We start from the raw sequence: 15,772 nt of genomic DNA on the forward strand, positions 1-15,772 counted from the left end.
TCTCTCATGATATTAACCCTTAAAAAATTTATTAAACATTAAAATCATGAATGGTGGCCCCTACTGGACTTGAACCAGTGACCAATCGATTATGAGTCGACTGCTCTGACCAACTGAGCTAAGGGGCCATTTCGATGTGCTACTTAGTTAGTAGGGTTGCGATTATAATAGAGTTAAATCGAATTTGCTATAGCTAATTAATAAAACAGGTTGGTTTGATTATTTATTGTTCTGTGATTTGTTAGATTTTATACAAGTTTAATTACTGATATTTTTTGTTTAATTAAACTGCTACAATAATTTAGTTTATTATTGATTATTGTTTTATTGGTTGAGGAAATATTATGTCTATAAAAAAATTATTATTTATTGGCGGTACGATGGTTGCGACTTTGCTTTTAGGTGCTTGTAGTAGTTCTAACTATCAACCTACTTCTGGCGGTAGTCAAGTTCAGTTTATTGATACCAAACCTGCTGCTTCTTGTCAGTTATTGGGTAAAGCAGAAGGGCGTCGTAGTAGTTTTTTTTCTGGTCTTAAAACACATAGTGAGCTTATTCGTGATGCGGCTTCTGACCTGATGAATAAAGCTGCTGCAATGGGTGGTAATATGATTTATAATGCACAGGATACTTCAATGCAATATATTTCTGATATTGCACCAACAGATGCGGTTATGGTTGGTGAGGTTTATAGCTGTAAATAATGCTGATTAAATAAAAAAGGGAGGTTTGCCTCCCTTTTTTGCTGATAGTAATGACTTGTAATATTTTGAGTTAAATTAGCTATTTTGTTTTTCAAATCGCTGCATAAAATCAATTAAATAATTGACGCCTTCTTGATCCATAGCGTTATAAATTGATGCTCGCATACCTCCTGCAATTCGGTGACCTTTAATGCCAATAATGTTAGCTTGAGTTGCTTCGCTTACAAATTTTTTATCCAACTCTTCATTTGGTGATAAGAAGGTAACATTCATAATTGACCGATTAGCTGCTACAACATTATTTCGATAAAAATCAGATTGGTCGATGAATTGATATAGTAATTGTGCTTTGGCTTGATTTCGTTGCTGCATTGCTTTTAGTCCACCAATGCCTTTTATCCATTTAAACACTAGCCCCGACAAATACCATGCAAATGTAGGTGGAGTGTTAAACATTGAATCATTGTCCATTAAGATTTTATAATCTAGTACTGATGGTAAGATTTTTTGTGCATAACCAATTAGATCTTCGCGCACAATAACTATAGTGATACCTGATGGCCCGATGTTTTTTTGTGCACCAGCATAAATGATGCCGTATCGGCTTACGTCAATAGGTTGCGATAATATGCATGAAGATAAGTCGGCTACAACAGTTTTGTTGTTGAAATTAGGCTCTTCGAAGATTTGAACACCGTCGATTGTTTCGTTTGGACAATAGTGTACATAAGCAGCATTATCATTTAATTGCCATTCTGACATAGATTTAACTGCCGTTAGTCCGTTTTGTTTGATAACAACACTTTGTTCATTCACTTGGCAATATTTGCTGGCTTCTTTGATTGCACACTGGCTCCAATAACCACTGTTAATATAATCGGCACTGGTTTTATTCCCTAAAATATTTAATGGAACTGCAGCAAATTGTGCTCTGGCACCACCTTGGCAATAGAGAATTTTGTAATTGTTAGGAACGTTTAATATTTCTCGTAGATCGTTGGTGGCCTCAATAGCACAGGCATCAAAATCTTTACCTCTATGGCTTAATTCCATGACTGATGCGCCAGTATTCTGCCAATTTAATAATTCAGTTTGAACTCGTTTTAATACTTCAGCAGGCAATTTTGCTGGACCTGCACTAAAATTATAACTTTTACTCATTATGATTCACTTTAATCCATTCAAAAAAGAATTCTATTTTTACACTGTATGAATAGATATACAATCAGATTTTTTGTCAAAAAGTTTCAGGTAAATATGTGTTTCAGTATAAAAAACCGGCTAATGCCGGCATAGCTGTTATTAGATTGATATAGGTGTTTATAAAAGTTGTTGCTTGGCAACTTCAATCGCTGATTTTATCTGTTGTGGTGAAACCCCACCTTTGGCACAACGTTTAGCTAAGCATGATTCTAATGATAATATTGGATAAACATCATTATCAATAGCTGAGCTAAATTTTTGTAGTTCTTCAAGCGAAAGTTCTTCGAGCGCTTTTTGCTTTGCTATTGCATCAACAACCGCTTCGCCAACAATATGATGAGCTTCACGGAACGGTATGCCTTTAGCAACTAAATAATCCGCCAGTTCGGTTGCATTAGAATAACCTTGTTTAGCGGCTTCTTGGCAATTTGTATAGTTAATCTTAATATCCTCTAGTACTAATACGGCCATATCTAGGCATTCTAGCCAAGTATCGAGTGCGTCAAATAGGTGCTCTTTGTCTTCTTGTAAATCTTTATTATAAGCAAGCGGTAAACCTTTGAAGGTCATTAAAGCACCCGTTAATGCGCCCGCAACCCGCCCTACTTTGCCTCGAATCAGTTCTAATGCATCTGGATTCTTTTTTTGTGGCATGAGTGAAGATCCTGAGGTCACTCGATCTGATAGTTCAACAAAATTGGCTTCGCCACTATTGAAAATAATCAGATCTTCAGCAAAACGCGATAGGTGTACCATACCTATTGAGGCATTATTTAATAGTTCAAGAATGTGATCACGGTCAGACACCGAATCCAAGCTATTATTCGTTGCTTGAGCAAACCCTAACCAATGTGCTAATTGCTCACGATCCATTGGATAGGCAGTTCCGGCTAATGCACCAGAGCCCAATGGACTAACATCTAAACGTTGTAATGTATCTTCTAAACGGCTAACATCACGACTTAGCATTTCAAAATAAGCCAAGCACCAATGCGAAAATGTAATTGGTTGTGCTCGTTGCAAGTGGGTGTAACCAGGTATAATGGCTTTTTGGTGCTGTTCAGCGGTTGTAACTAGTAATTGGCGTAAGTGATTTATTGCATTAATTAAATGAGGAATTTGGTCTTTACACCATAATTTTAAGTCGGTTGTTGATTGGTCATTACGGCTTCGTCCTGTGTGTAATTTTTTACCTAAGTCGCCAATTTTTTCAATCAGTTTTTGTTCAACCCAACTGTGTATGTCTTCGGCATCACTTTGTAAAATTTGGTTAGGATCTTGTTTAACCAATAGCAACAATTCATTTAAGGCTTTTTCTAATTTTTTTTGTTCATCATAAGATATAACGTTAACCGTCACCAATGCTTTTGACCAAGCAATTGAGGCAATGATATCTTGCTCTGCAAGACGATAGTCAAAGCGCAATGAATCATTAAAATGCTTAAATTGTTGATCTGCTTCTTGGCTAAAACGCCCACCCCATAATGCCATAATTACCTCAATATTATCTTAAATGAATGTTATCTTAATGATTAGCTGTACAATTTCAATTTTCGTTTTGTATATTTATTTTTATAATAAAATTAAATTTAATCAAGAATAATATATACAGGGCATTGCCTGTATATATTTATTATTATCGCTATTTTATTTGCAAATTGGCGTTTACTTTTTCGCTTTTTTGGCAGTTTGTTTTTGCTGTTCCTCATTTAAAGCACGTATACGTGATGATAATGAGAATAGACGAATAAATCCTCCGGCATGGCTATGATCATAAACTTCATCTTCACCAAATGTAGCAAATTCTTCATTATATAGGCTATTTGGTGATTTCTTTTGCACGGCAGTTGCATTACCTTTATACAGTTTAACCACTACTTCACCCGTCATGTCTTGTGCCAAAACTTCAGCCGCAGCTTGAATTGATCGACGATATGGTGCAAACCAGCGCCCATCATAAACAACATAAGCCATTTCAATACCTAGCTGTTCACGCCATTTAAAGCTGTCGCGGTCTAATATTAATTGTTCTAAACCACGTAATGCTGTCATCATTATTGTGCCGCCAGGCGTTTCATAACAACCACGCGATTTGATACCGACTAAGCGATTTTCAATAATATCAACTCGGCCAACACCATGTTTTGCACCAATTTTATTTAATGTTGCAACACAGTTATATGGTGATAATTTTTTCCCATTTACTGAAACCACTTCGCCTTTTTCAATACCAATGCTCACTAATTCTGGTTGGTTTGGAGCATCTTCAGGCGAAACAGTCCAAGCCCAGCAATCTGTATTAGCTTGGTTCCATGTGCTTTCTAACACACCTCCTTCAGTGGAGATATGCCATGCGTTTTCGTCACGGCTGTAAATTTTTTCAACGGTTGCAGTTGTTGGAATTTTACGAACTTTTAAATAATCAATTAATGCTTCGCGTGAACGCAGATCCCATTCACGCCAAGGAGCAATCACTTTAAGTTGTGGTGCAAGTGCAGTATAGGTTGTTTCAAAACGCACTTGGTCATTTCCTTTACCAGTCGCTCCGTGACAGAGTGTATCAGCCCCGACTTCTAACGCATATTCAACTTGCGCTTTTGCAATAATTGGACGAGCCATTGAGGTACCAAGATAATAAGTTCCTTCGTATAAGGCTCCTGTTTTTAAAACCGGATATACGTAATCTTTAACAAATTCTTCTCTTAAATCAACAACCTTACAAGCAACTGCTCCCGATGCCTTAGCCTTTTTTTCTACATCTTTTAGTTCTTTTGGATCTTGACCTACATTAGCAACAAAGGCATAAACTTCACATCCACCATAATTTTCTTTCAACCAAGGAATAATTGCTGATGTATCCAAACCACCCGAATAAGCCAACACAACCTTTTTTGTTCCACTTTTTTTCATGTTATACCCTTTCTAAATTAACTGACGATAAAAATGAGTTAAAGACATTTTTTTATTAATTGTTAGATATAGATAACTAGCTTAATATAATATCTGCTCAATATCTAAGCAATGATTCTTGTGCCTGTAGTGCCTGATTGCCCATTAAATAATTCGATGAGTTGGTAGGACTCTTTCCAACTAGCAATATCAATTGGTCGTCCTAAGGCCTTGGCGGCTTCGAAAGCTGAATTCACTTTAACAACCATACCGTCTGTAATAACACCTTTAGCAATCAGTTGTTCCGCTTGCGATTGAGTTAATGATTCAATGCGTTGTTTGTTTTCGTCAAGTACGCCAACTACATCAGACAATAATATTAAATCTGCATTTAAGGTCTTAGCTAGTGCTACCGCTGCGTGATCGGCATTAACATTCATCATTTGTCCCGCTTGAGTAATACCAATCGAGCTAATAATGGGAAGGTAACCCGAATTAATAAGTAGATTGATTAATGTAGGATCGCCAGCTTTGGCTTCACCAACATAACCTAAATCTTCTGAAATTTGTTTAACTTCTACACTATTACCGTCAGCTAAACAGAGTCCTACACTTGCTATTTGCTGTTTTTTTGCTTCTGACAATAAAGTAGTATTGGCACTGCCAGCAAGGCTACCAACAATAACGTCAATTTGATCAGCAGGAGTTACCCGTAATCCATTGCGACGGACTACGGGTAAAGAAAGCCTATCCATTAATGAATCAACGACCGTACCACCACCATGAACAATAATTAATGATCGTTGAAAATTTTTTTTGTACTCACTAATAACGTCAAATAATTTACTTAAGGCATCTTTATTATCGAGTAATACGCCTCCAACTTTTATAATTAATGGTTTCATTTTAGTTTCCTATTAATTTAACCTACTTTTAATTCATTAAAAATTTTGTACAGAGTTTAGAAATAATTCACTCATTTTTATAATAGTGATGTGGTTTCATCAAAATTATATCGAATGTTCATACACTGCACAGCTTGTGCTGCTGCGCCTTTTAATAAGTTATCTTCAACAGAAATTAATATTAAATGACGATCTTTTAATACAAATCCAATATCGCAATAAGGCAGACCAATGACAGATTTTAATGCGGGCCAATCTTTTTGATAAACTCTAATCAAAGGTTTATTTTGGTAATATTTATTTAAAGCTTTAAGGATATCTTGTGATTTAACGCCTTTTTTTACTCGACAAGTAATTGTGGTGTGGATACCTTGTTTAAAACAGCCTAAATGAGGTGTAAAGATTACTTCTTGACCTAAATGTGTTGCAATTTCGGGTTGGTGTCGATGCGTAAAAAGTCCATAAGCATGTAAACTTACTTCACAAAATATATTATTATGCGAAGGTTTTCGCCCTGCTCCACTCACCCCACTCACAGCATTAATAACAGGCCATTGTGAATTATCTAGTAGCTCCTCCTCGATTAATGGTTTTAGTGGTAATTGTGATACTGTAGGGTAACATCCTGGTACAGCAATAAGTTGTGCCTGTTTGATTTGTTCACTATTCCACTCTGCTAAACCATAAACTGCTTTATCTAACCATTTTAGATGTTGATGGGTAAAACCATAATAATCGGTATAAAAACTAGCAGAGTTAACTCTAAACGCACCCGACAAATCAAAAACTGTACAACCATGTTCTAAAAAATAAGGAGCTATATTGTGGCTGATAGCATGTTCAGTAGCTAAAAAAACAATATCAAGATCATTGATATAGGCAGAATAATTGGCAGTGGCAATAAGTGGTAAGTCAACAACACCTTTTAATTGGGGATGTAAATCGTAATCAGAAATCAGCTTGCCACCATCTTGACTGTTCTCTGATACAGTTAATGCAATAAGTTCAATATGTGGATGTTTGTGTAGATAATAAGCTAATTTTGCACCAGCATAGCCACTCGCACCAACAATAATTGCCTTTAACATACCTATCCTTATCTATTATTATGCAATAATGAGTATATAGTAGGCTATTTATAAAACTAGCACAAGCACAAAATGAATTTTTATTCACTTTTTTTGAATTTAATTTCAAATGTTTTTTTGCAGATACCCTAATATTCTAACGTATTATGTTGTATTAAATTGTTTTTTAGTAAATATAGACACGAGTAGTCTGTTCGAAATATCTGCCGATAAAGATCGGCAGGTGAGGTGTTGGATTATTTTAATAAAGTTGCTGATTTTAATATCGCTATCAATAATTCCCAATAACGATAAACACTTTGAATGTTAACTTTTTCATCTGGTGAATGCGGCGAAACAATCGTTGGTCCAATTGATATCATATCCATATTTGGATAACTTTGCTTAAATAAACCACATTCAAGCCCTGCATGAATCACCATTATTTTAGCTTTTTGAGAAAAAATTTCGTGATATTTATCTTTAGCAAGCTTTAAAAGCCGTGAATCTAAATTAGGTTCCCAACCTGAATAACCGCCACTTATTTCATAATTAGCATCTGCTAATTGGCTAAGTGATGTCAATGTTGATACCACTGCATCTTTAGCGCTATCGACTTGAGAACGAATAAGAAAATGGACATTAAGTTGATTGTCCTCAATACTAACAATACCTAAATTGAGCGATGTTTCAACCACACCATGAAGTTGATCGCTCATTCTAACTACACCATTAGGCGCTGAATTTAACCAGCTTATGATTTTATTTTGATGCTCTGTAGTTAATACGCGTTTTACTTTGTTTGATTCAACTTCCGATAACGTTATTTCGATAGCAGGTTCTACATGACCTAACTCATTGTGTAAAATTGTTTGATATTGTTTAACAATGGTTTCTAATTTTGGCAGTTCTTGTTTATTTAGTGTAATTTCAATAAAGGCTTCTCTTGGGATCGCATTACGTAGTGAACCACCTTTTATATCAGCTAATCTAAACGAGATATCTTGTGCATATTGCGCTAAAAAGCGAGCCATCAATTTAATTGCATTACCACGACCAAGGTGAATATCACAACCTGAATGTCCACCTTTTAATCCTTTAAGTGAAATATTCATATAACAATCATGCCTTTCTGGCATTACTGCATAAGTAACGGCAAAGGTTGTAGTAAAGTCAACGCCGCCAGCACAACCTGTAAATATTTCGCCTTCATCTTCAGAATCAGTATTAATTAGATAGTGACTTTTTAACCAATTAGGTTGTAAACCAAAGGCGCCGTGCATACCAGTTTCTTCTGATATTGTTATCAATACTTCAATCGGTCCATGTTCAACAACAGGATCGATTAAAACAGCTAACGCAGATGCTAACCCAACGCCATTATCAGCACCTAATGTCGTTCCTTTGGCTTTTACCCATTCGCCATCAACATAAGCTTGAATTGGATCGGTTAAAAAGTCGTGACGAGTATCTTCATTTTTTTGTGGCACCATATCCATGTGAGCCTGTAATGCAATTGATGGGCACTCTTCCATACCTTTGGTAGCAGGTTTACTTAACAAAATATTACCTACTTTATCAAGTTTGCAATTAATACCATGAGTATTGGCAAAATCAACAATATATTTAGTTATCATTTGTTCATGGTGAGACGGGTGCGGAATTTTACAGATATCATTAAAAATCTGCCAAATAAATTTGGGCCTTAAGGTAGAAAGCATAATATAACCTCAATATTAAGTATGTAATAAATTAATGAGTGGTTTTTTTTATCTAATCACATTATAATAAAGTGCAATTTTACATCTATTTTTAGTTCATTAATATTTATTTATTCGTACAATCGATTAAAATTGCAGGTTACCCATGTCAACAGATCAAATTTTATTAACAGAAGAACAAATCCAAGCAAAAAAGCAACATAAAGCAGAACTTATTGCTGAAAAGAAAAAATTCAATGTCACTTGGGAAATGTTACAGTCCTACGGGCGCCAACTTTCTGAACGCTTATTACCTGCAAATCAATGGAAAGGTATTATTGCCGTTAGCCGTGGCGGATTAGTTCCAGCGGCGATCTTAGCGCGTGAATTAAGTATTCGCTATGTCGATACCGTTTGTATTTCAAGTTACGACCATGACCACCAACGTGAAAAGCTAATATTAAAACAAGCCAATGGCGATGGTGAAGGTTTTATTGTTGTCGATGATTTAGTTGACACTGGTAGTACCGCTCATACAATCCGTGAAATGTATCCAAAAGCTCACTTCGTAACTATTTTTGCCAAACCTGCAGGTAAACCACTTGTTGATGATTATATTGTCGATATTGCACAAGATACTTGGATTGAACAACCGTGGGATACAGGCGTAACGTTTGTTAAACCTATTAGCGATCATAAATAATCAATAAGGAAGTTAAGGTTGTTATGGCAACTACCAAAAATCTAACTGAACAGATCTTCAAACCACAATTTGATTATCCTGAAACTTCAACACTTATCAATCGCATTGATAATAGTGATGGTAGTAGCATTAGTGCCTTTGATGGTGAAATTGACTCCAAATGGTATCGAATTATTAATCCCATTTTGTGGCATTGGCGTGGATTACCTAAATTAGAGACTGAAGCAGTTTTATCAAAAATAGCCGCTTCAACTCGATGCCACACAAATGATAACTGGTTAGACACTGTTGTTGGCTATCAATCTGGCAACTGGATCTATGAATTTTTAAATCAAGCAGCGGTATGGCAAGCTAAAGCTGAATCAATTGATAAAGCTAGTCTTACTGATGAAGATAAAAATAATTTACACAATTATTATCTTATAGCCAGCATATATGCAAGTATTGCTAGTTATCCTCATTTTAAAAATGATGAACTAGCAATGTATGCCCAAACATGTGCTTATCAGTATTATGCAAAAACTCTTCAATTTTCGCCATTTTTAATAAAAGAACTGGAATTTAAAGTCGATAATCGTAGTGTAAAAACAATTTTACATTTACCAAAATGCGAAGGGATTTGCCCTGTTGTGTTGATTTGTAATGCGTTAGGCAATTTGCAGATCGATTATTATCGTTATTTTAGTGAATTTTTAGCACCACATGGATTTGCCATGCTAACTGTTGATCTACCAACTATTGGTTATAGCCGTAACTTTGCTTTATCACAAAATAGTAGCCAAATTCATCAAGCTATATTAGAACAGTTGTCTTCTGTACCATGGATTGATGATCATCGTGTTATTGTTGCTGGATTTAGGTTTGGTTCGCATCTTGCCACACGTTTAGCCTATTTGATGCCAAATAAAATAAAAGGCATATTTAACTTTACTCCGCTTATTCATCAAATCTTTGTCAATAAAGATCTACAAAAAAATCTACCAAATAGTTATAAGGATATGTTAGCTAGCCGTTTAGGATTACCTTCAATATCCAACCAACAATTAGCAGCAGAATTGAATTATTTTTCACTCAAAAATCAAGGCCTTTTAACTCATGCTTGTCATGTGCCTGTTATGAATATCATCTTTGAGGATGATAAGTTAAGTGATCTTTGTGAGGCAAAATTAATTCATTCAATCAAACAAAATAAAGTAATAACTGTACCTAAAACGCAGTTACAAAAAAGTTTGCATCAGGCGTTAACACAATCAGTAAAGTGGATGAAGTCTGTTATATAACGCGAAAAAATAAGAATATGCTATGACTATTAAAAAACAACAAACCGTGGTTGTTAAGTTAGGTACCAGTGTACTAACAGGTGGAACAAAACAACTTGATCGAGCACAAATAGTTGAGTTGATAAGACAATGCGCAAGTCTACATAAAGATGGACATAAAATTATCATTGTTACATCTGGTGCAATTGCAGCTGGACGCGAATATCTTAACTTCCCTACCCTACCTAATACTGTTGCTTCAAAGCAATTACTCGCTTCTGTTGGACAAAGTAAGCTTATTCAACTTTGGGAACAGCTATTTTCTATCTATAAGATCTATATTGGTCAAATGTTACTTACCCGTGCAGACCTTGAAGATCGTGAAAGATTTTTAAATGCCCAAGACGTTTTAAAAGCAATGTTAGATAATCATATCGTTCCTGTCATCAATGAAAATGATGCTGTTGCAACCGCAGAAATTAAAGTTGGCGATAATGATAACTTATCAGCGCTAGCTGCCATTTTAGCCGAAGCAGATAAGTTGATTTTATTAACTGATATTGAAGGTCTTTATACAGCCGATCCAAGAGCTGATAAAAGTGCCAAGTTAATTCATGAAATTGATCATATTGACGATAATTTGCGAAGTATCGCCGGTGGTAGTGTTTCAGGGCTTGGCACGGGTGGCATGAGCACAAAATTACAAGCAGCAGAAGTAGCAGGAAGTGCAGGTATAGAAGTTATTATCGCTGCAGGAAATAAATCAAATGTTATTATTGATATTGTCAATAATAAACCGATTGGAACACATTTTTCACCACAAAAAACACCACTAGAGCATCGTAAACACTGGTTGTTTGGTGCACCAAAAGCAGGCAAAGTGTTATTAGATGATGGTGCTGTTAATGCGATTTTAAATAATGGTAGTTCACTATTACCTAAAGGGATTATCAGCGTAGAGAAAGATTTTTCTCGTGGTGAAGTGATTGATATTTGCGATAAATTTGGCAAACGCATTGCGCGCGGTGTTAGTCGTTATAACAGTGATGCTTTAAGGCAAATTGCTGGGCATCATTCGCAAGAAATTAGCCAAATTATTGGCTATGAATATGGTCACGTTGCTGTTCACCGTGACGATATGATAATTAAAACAATAAACAATAAGGAGTAAAAATTATGGGATTAGCTATTGGTGGCATAATTGCCAATTGGTTTGCCGTATTAATATTTTATCTTAATGCTTTATTAAACTATGATGAGGCATCTCGGACACTTTTACCATTTGCTATTATTTTTTCTTTGGTTGCTACTGTAGGATTAATTATTGCAACAAACAATAAAAAAATTGGAGGTGTATTAATCATTATAGGTAGCATTTTTTTTATACCTTTAGGATTAATCGGTGTTTTCGGTGGAAGAAAAATTATGAGTCAAGAAATTGCAAGATCTTTTGATGAAAGACGCAATTTTTAGAACATAAAAGGATATTACAATATATAGGATAAAAAATGAAATCAAAAAATCAAACTGTTAAACAATTTTATGCACGATATTTGGCAATGTCTCGTATTGCCGTTTGTCTCATTGCTATCATAGTAATGTTAGTCATAGCTCCAGAATTATGGTATAATATTACAATGTTACTATTGGTACTAGTTATATCAATTTGGCACTATTTTATGGTATATATTACCATTGGTGAAGATTTTATTACACTCAGACCTGCACTAGTAAGAAGCGATATAAGTGTGCTTTTCGATGAAATCAAATCTATTAGATATGAGCCTAAAAAAATATTTATAGAATACTGTAATAAAATAAGTAAACAGGAATCTACTTTAAAGATACCTTTAAGTGGTTTAGATAATGACACAAAAACAGAACTTTTAAACACTTTACATACAGTTTTAAAAGATAAAGAGTCATAAATTGATGCTTATTAGAGCAAAGAAGCACTGTTCTTTGCTCATATTTTCATCCATACAGCAATTCTTAAATAGTAAAATATTATTTTTATATCTCACTTAAGTTTTACTTCTTTTCAAGAAAAGTATATTTTTGATATCTATCATTGATATTAAAATTTATTATGAATTTAATTTGTGAGATCATAACGATAATACAAGACGAGTGAGTAATGAAATAAAGATTTCTTATTAAATTTTAATACAATGTTAACGTTAGATAAAAATTATTTTAGAGAAAATACCGCTTAGCAAATAGAATTGTAAAAAATAAACTTTAGAGGCAACTATAATGTTACAACAAATAGGTAAAGCAGCCAAGCTTGCTTCATATCAATTGGCACAATGCCCTACTTCAACTAAAAATAAAGCTTTAACCATTATCGCTGATTTATTAGAAGAACACAGTGCAACAATTCTTGCAGCTAATGGGGAAGATATTAAATTGGCCAAAGATCAAGGGTTAAATGAAGCAATACTTGATCGCTTATTGTTAACACCCAAACGACTATCTTCTATTGCCAATGATGTCCGTAAAATCATTTCATTAACTGATCCTATTGGTCAAATCATTGATGGTTCTACTTTAGAAAACGGTTTAAAGTTACACCGTCACAGAGTGCCGCTTGGCGTTATTGGTGCGATTTACGAGGCTCGACCAAATGTAACAATTGATATTGCAGCTCTTTGTTTAAAAACAAGCAATGCCGCAATACTTCGCGGGGGTAAAGAGACAATCAATACTAATATGGCCACAATTTCTGTTATCCAAAAAGCGTTAAAACAAGTTGGTTTACCTCAAACAGCTGTTCAATGTATTAATAATCCAGATCGTAAATATATTCATGAGTTACTTAAACTCGATAAGTATATCGATATGATTATCCCCCGAGGTGGTGCATCTTTACATAAATTATGCCGTGAACATTCAACAATACCCGTCATTACAGGTGGTATTGGAGTCTGTCACATTTTTGTTGATGAAACTGCTGATTTTGATAAAGCCCTACCAATTATTGTCAATGCCAAAACTCAGCGCCCAAGCACTTGTAATACGCTTGAAACGCTACTAGTTCATCGAAATATTGCGGAGCAGTTTTTACCTAAATTCAGCCAGATCATGGCAGATAATAACGTGATTTTACATGCAGATCCAAGCTGTTATGACATATTAAAAATGGGGACAGCAACTGTCCTCCCCATTAAAGATGAGGAATTACAGCAAGAATGGTTATCAAAAGATTTAAACGTAATCATTGTTGATTCACTTGAACTGGCTGTAGAGCATATCCGCGAATATGGTACGGGTCATTCTGAATCCATTCTCACGCGTAACTTGCTTAATGCAGAACGGTTCGTAAATCAGGTTGATGCAGCTGCAGTTTATGTCAATGCATCAACACGTTTTACTGATGGTGGACAATTTGGATTAGGTGCAGAAGTAGCAGTTAGTACACAAAAACTACATGCACGCGGACCAATGGGACTCGAAGCTTTAACTACCTATAAATGGATAGGTTTTGGAGACAATTTAATTCGTCAATAATAAAATTCTGTTTAATATAACTGTTCGGACGTCCCGAACAGTTTTTTTATGCTTAACCAAACTAATCAAAATTACGCATTAATAATGCATAATTTAAATCGATTTCTTCAGGAATTGGAATATAAACAATATGACCATCGCCTAAACCGGCAGGAACAAGTTGTCCTTTTTTGTTTTCCATTCGCTCAATCTTGAAAGTCTTATTACCCTTCGGTGTCATTATTTCAACGCTATCCCCAACAGAAAATTTATTTTTTACAATAACTTCAGCCAACCCATTTAATTGCTCACCACTAAACTCACCAACAAATTGTTGTCTTTCCGAAACAGAATGGCTATGTTCGTAGTTTTGCATTTCTTCATGCTTATGGCGACGTAGAAATCCTTCTGTATACCCTCGATGAGCAAGTGCATTAAGTTCTTGTAATAAGCGAGGATCAAAAGGCTTACCTTCACTAGCAGCATCAATAGCTTGGCGATACACTTGTGCTGTTCTTGCACAATAATAAAAAGATTTAGTTCTTCCTTCAATTTTGAGCGAATGTACACCAATTTTTGTTAAATCATCTACTAGTTCCACTGCTCTTAAATCCTTTGAGTTCATAATATATGTACCATGCTCATCTTCGTAAGCTTGCATATATTCACCTGGGCGACCTGATTCTTCAAGCATAAATACTTTACTAGTAGTTTGACCAATTCCTAATGTTGGTTCAACTTGTTTTACCGAGATCGGTTCACATTTATGTACAATTTGCCCCACTTCGTCTTCTTTACCCTCAGCAACTTTATATTCCCAACGGCAGGCATTAGTACATGTCCCTTGATTTGAATCACGCTTATTAATATAGCCCGAAAGCAAGCAGCGCCCAGAATATGCCATACACAATGCACCATGGATAAACACTTCTAACTCCATTTCAGGAACTTTTTCTCGGATTTCAGCAATTTCATCTAGTGATAATTCACGCGATAAAACAACTCGAGTTAATCCCATTTGATGCCAAAATTTTACTGTTGCCCAGTTAACAGCATTCGATTGTACAGATAAGTGAATTTCCATATCAGGAAAATGTTCGCGAACTAACATGATTAAACCTGGATCTGACATAATAAAAGCATCAGGTTTCATATTTACAATGGGTTCTAAATCACGAATAATAGTTTTTAACTTCGAGTTATGTGGTGCTATATTTACGACTACATAAAACTTCTTACCTTGAGCATGGGCTTCGTTAATACCAATTGCTAGATTTTCATGATTAAATTCATTATTACGAACTCGTAAACTATATCGCGGTTGGCCAGCATAAACAGCATCTGCACCATATGCGAAAGCATAACGCATATTTTTTAAAGAACCGGCAGGAGAAAGTAATTCTGGTTTTGCATATAAATTTGTCATTAAAAATGCCTCTGATTTCAGGTCAGTATTACTTATAAGTAATAGGTTAAGCAAAATAGGATGGGCATTTTACGCTTTAGCCTATCTGTTGGCAAATTTATTATACTCCAAGCTATGAAAAACTTTCAGTTATTGCTTTTCCCAACACTTCTCTCTTTGTTTATGTATGATTAGTTAACTTTTATTATTCAATAATGGTAAATATTCATCCCATCGGTATTCTCTAATTGGCATGGGATTGGCCTCTTTAAAATATAAAACTAATGCAGGTTTAATACCATTCCAATTATCCACAAACTCATGTCTAACAAGTTTACCATTTTTGATTAACTTCTTTGCTTTTGCATGATAATTAAAGTAGCCCATAAATAATGTTAATAAATTAGCTTATAAAATTGAAAAATAAATATAACTGAAAAAAATAAAA

Annotated in this window: 15 protein-coding genes and 1 tRNA gene; 7 read left to right on the plus strand and 9 right to left on the minus strand. The window is 34.9% G+C overall.

Going from position 1 to position 15,772, the window contains the following annotated elements; genetic code table 11:
* Nucleotides 1-51: 51 nt before the first annotated feature.
* Nucleotides 52-128 (minus strand) — tRNA-Ile (locus tag A9G25_RS10595).
* Nucleotides 129-344: 216 nt separating this feature from the next.
* On the opposite strand from A9G25_RS10595, the gene A9G25_RS10600 reads away from it, so the two are divergent.
* Entirely contained in the window at nucleotides 345-704 is a 360-nt protein-coding gene (locus A9G25_RS10600) for a DUF4156 domain-containing protein (RefSeq protein ID WP_065626888.1), read from the plus strand.
* Nucleotides 705-779: 75 nt separating this feature from the next.
* On the opposite strand, the gene serC is transcribed toward A9G25_RS10600, so the two are convergent.
* The 6 genes from serC to A9G25_RS10630 all read right to left on the minus strand — a co-directional run bounded on the left by serC (nucleotide 780) and on the right by A9G25_RS10630 (nucleotide 8,489).
* Nucleotides 780-1,865: a 3-phosphoserine/phosphohydroxythreonine transaminase gene (gene serC / locus A9G25_RS10605; protein ID WP_065626889.1), complete on the minus strand. Its 1,086-nt coding sequence runs from the start codon at nucleotides 1,863-1,865 to the stop codon at nucleotides 780-782.
* Between the two features lie 159 nt (nucleotides 1,866-2,024).
* Nucleotides 2,025-3,398, minus strand: coding sequence for an argininosuccinate lyase (argH, locus tag A9G25_RS10610; protein WP_065626890.1), 1,374 nt, complete (start codon nucleotides 3,396-3,398; stop codon nucleotides 2,025-2,027).
* A gap of 174 nt (nucleotides 3,399-3,572) precedes the next feature.
* On the minus strand, nucleotides 3,573-4,817 hold the full coding sequence (locus A9G25_RS10615) for an argininosuccinate synthase (protein WP_065626891.1): 1,245 nt from the start codon (nucleotides 4,815-4,817) through the stop codon (nucleotides 3,573-3,575).
* Between the two features lie 104 nt (nucleotides 4,818-4,921).
* Entirely contained in the window at nucleotides 4,922-5,701 is a 780-nt protein-coding gene (gene argB / locus A9G25_RS10620; protein WP_065626892.1) for an acetylglutamate kinase, read from the minus strand.
* Nucleotides 5,702-5,778: 77 nt separating this feature from the next.
* Complete coding sequence (gene argC / locus A9G25_RS10625; protein ID WP_065626893.1) at nucleotides 5,779-6,789, minus strand: N-acetyl-gamma-glutamyl-phosphate reductase; 1,011 nt, start codon at nucleotides 6,787-6,789, stop codon at nucleotides 5,779-5,781.
* A 236-nt stretch (nucleotides 6,790-7,025) separates the two neighbouring features.
* The gene (locus A9G25_RS10630) at nucleotides 7,026-8,489 is read right to left on the minus strand and encodes an aminoacyl-histidine dipeptidase (protein WP_065626894.1); all 1,464 of its coding nucleotides are present in this window, start codon (nucleotides 8,487-8,489) and stop codon (nucleotides 7,026-7,028) included.
* Between the two features lie 145 nt (nucleotides 8,490-8,634).
* Between A9G25_RS10630 and gpt the strand changes: the two genes are divergently transcribed.
* The 6 genes from gpt to proA all read left to right on the plus strand — a co-directional run bounded on the left by gpt (nucleotide 8,635) and on the right by proA (nucleotide 13,940).
* Nucleotides 8,635-9,171 (plus strand): xanthine phosphoribosyltransferase, encoded by a 537-nt coding sequence (gpt, locus tag A9G25_RS10635; protein WP_081297239.1) that lies wholly within the window; start codon nucleotides 8,635-8,637, stop codon nucleotides 9,169-9,171.
* A 23-nt stretch (nucleotides 9,172-9,194) separates the two neighbouring features.
* A complete protein-coding gene (locus A9G25_RS10640) occupies nucleotides 9,195-10,451 on the plus strand; it encodes an alpha/beta hydrolase (protein ID WP_065626895.1) in 1,257 nt (418 codons plus the stop codon).
* A 28-nt stretch (nucleotides 10,452-10,479) separates the two neighbouring features.
* Nucleotides 10,480-11,601 (plus strand): glutamate 5-kinase, encoded by a 1,122-nt coding sequence (gene proB, locus A9G25_RS10645; protein WP_141675091.1) that lies wholly within the window; start codon nucleotides 10,480-10,482, stop codon nucleotides 11,599-11,601.
* A 5-nt stretch (nucleotides 11,602-11,606) separates the two neighbouring features.
* Nucleotides 11,607-11,903, plus strand: a complete 297-nt coding sequence (locus A9G25_RS10650; protein ID WP_065626897.1) for a hypothetical protein — start codon at nucleotides 11,607-11,609, stop codon at nucleotides 11,901-11,903.
* A gap of 35 nt (nucleotides 11,904-11,938) precedes the next feature.
* Nucleotides 11,939-12,358, plus strand: a complete 420-nt coding sequence (locus A9G25_RS10655) for a hypothetical protein (RefSeq protein WP_065626898.1) — start codon at nucleotides 11,939-11,941, stop codon at nucleotides 12,356-12,358.
* A gap of 328 nt (nucleotides 12,359-12,686) precedes the next feature.
* Nucleotides 12,687-13,940, plus strand: a complete 1,254-nt coding sequence (proA, locus tag A9G25_RS10660; RefSeq protein WP_065626899.1) for a glutamate-5-semialdehyde dehydrogenase — start codon at nucleotides 12,687-12,689, stop codon at nucleotides 13,938-13,940.
* Nucleotides 13,941-14,001: 61 nt separating this feature from the next.
* On the opposite strand, the gene trhP is transcribed toward proA, so the two are convergent.
* Together trhP and A9G25_RS10670 are read right to left on the minus strand one after the other, a co-directional pair.
* Nucleotides 14,002-15,345, minus strand: coding sequence for a prephenate-dependent tRNA uridine(34) hydroxylase TrhP (gene trhP, locus A9G25_RS10665; protein ID WP_065626900.1), 1,344 nt, complete (start codon nucleotides 15,343-15,345; stop codon nucleotides 14,002-14,004).
* Nucleotides 15,346-15,519: 174 nt separating this feature from the next.
* The gene (locus tag A9G25_RS10670; RefSeq protein WP_065626901.1) at nucleotides 15,520-15,711 is read right to left on the minus strand and encodes a thermostable hemolysin delta-VPH; all 192 of its coding nucleotides are present in this window, start codon (nucleotides 15,709-15,711) and stop codon (nucleotides 15,520-15,522) included.
* Nucleotides 15,712-15,772 lie beyond the last annotated feature (61 nt).

The organism is Gilliamella sp. Bif1-4, assembly GCF_001690535.1.
GTDB classification, from domain to species: domain Bacteria; phylum Pseudomonadota; class Gammaproteobacteria; order Enterobacterales; family Orbaceae; genus Gilliamella; species Gilliamella bombi.

Excerpts from the sequence above, each read along its gene's own strand:
- A9G25_RS10655 (WP_065626898.1), top strand. The coding sequence starts at position 11,939 with ATGAAATCAAAAAATCAAACTGTTAAACAATTTTATGCACGATATTTG.
- A9G25_RS10600 (WP_065626888.1), top strand. The coding sequence starts at position 345 with ATGTCTATAAAAAAATTATTATTTATTGGCGGTACGATGGTTGCGACT.
- serC (WP_065626889.1), bottom strand. The coding sequence starts at position 1,865 with ATGAGTAAAAGTTATAATTTTAGTGCAGGTCCAGCAAAATTGCCTGCT.
- gpt (WP_081297239.1), top strand. The coding sequence starts at position 8,635 with ATGTCAACAGATCAAATTTTATTAACAGAAGAACAAATCCAAGCAAAA.
- proA (WP_065626899.1), top strand. The coding sequence starts at position 12,687 with ATGTTACAACAAATAGGTAAAGCAGCCAAGCTTGCTTCATATCAATTG.
- argH (WP_065626890.1), bottom strand. The coding sequence starts at position 3,398 with ATGGCATTATGGGGTGGGCGTTTTAGCCAAGAAGCAGATCAACAATTT.
- argB (WP_065626892.1), bottom strand. The coding sequence starts at position 5,701 with ATGAAACCATTAATTATAAAAGTTGGAGGCGTATTACTCGATAATAAA.
- A9G25_RS10615 (WP_065626891.1), bottom strand. The coding sequence starts at position 4,817 with ATGAAAAAAAGTGGAACAAAAAAGGTTGTGTTGGCTTATTCGGGTGGT.
- argC (WP_065626893.1), bottom strand. The coding sequence starts at position 6,789 with ATGTTAAAGGCAATTATTGTTGGTGCGAGTGGCTATGCTGGTGCAAAA.
- A9G25_RS10670 (WP_065626901.1), bottom strand. The coding sequence starts at position 15,711 with ATGGGCTACTTTAATTATCATGCAAAAGCAAAGAAGTTAATCAAAAAT.
- A9G25_RS10630 (WP_065626894.1), bottom strand. The coding sequence starts at position 8,489 with ATGCTTTCTACCTTAAGGCCCAAATTTATTTGGCAGATTTTTAATGAT.
- A9G25_RS10650 (WP_065626897.1), top strand. The coding sequence starts at position 11,607 with ATGGGATTAGCTATTGGTGGCATAATTGCCAATTGGTTTGCCGTATTA.
- trhP (WP_065626900.1), bottom strand. The coding sequence starts at position 15,345 with ATGACAAATTTATATGCAAAACCAGAATTACTTTCTCCTGCCGGTTCT.
- A9G25_RS10640 (WP_065626895.1), top strand. The coding sequence starts at position 9,195 with ATGGCAACTACCAAAAATCTAACTGAACAGATCTTCAAACCACAATTT.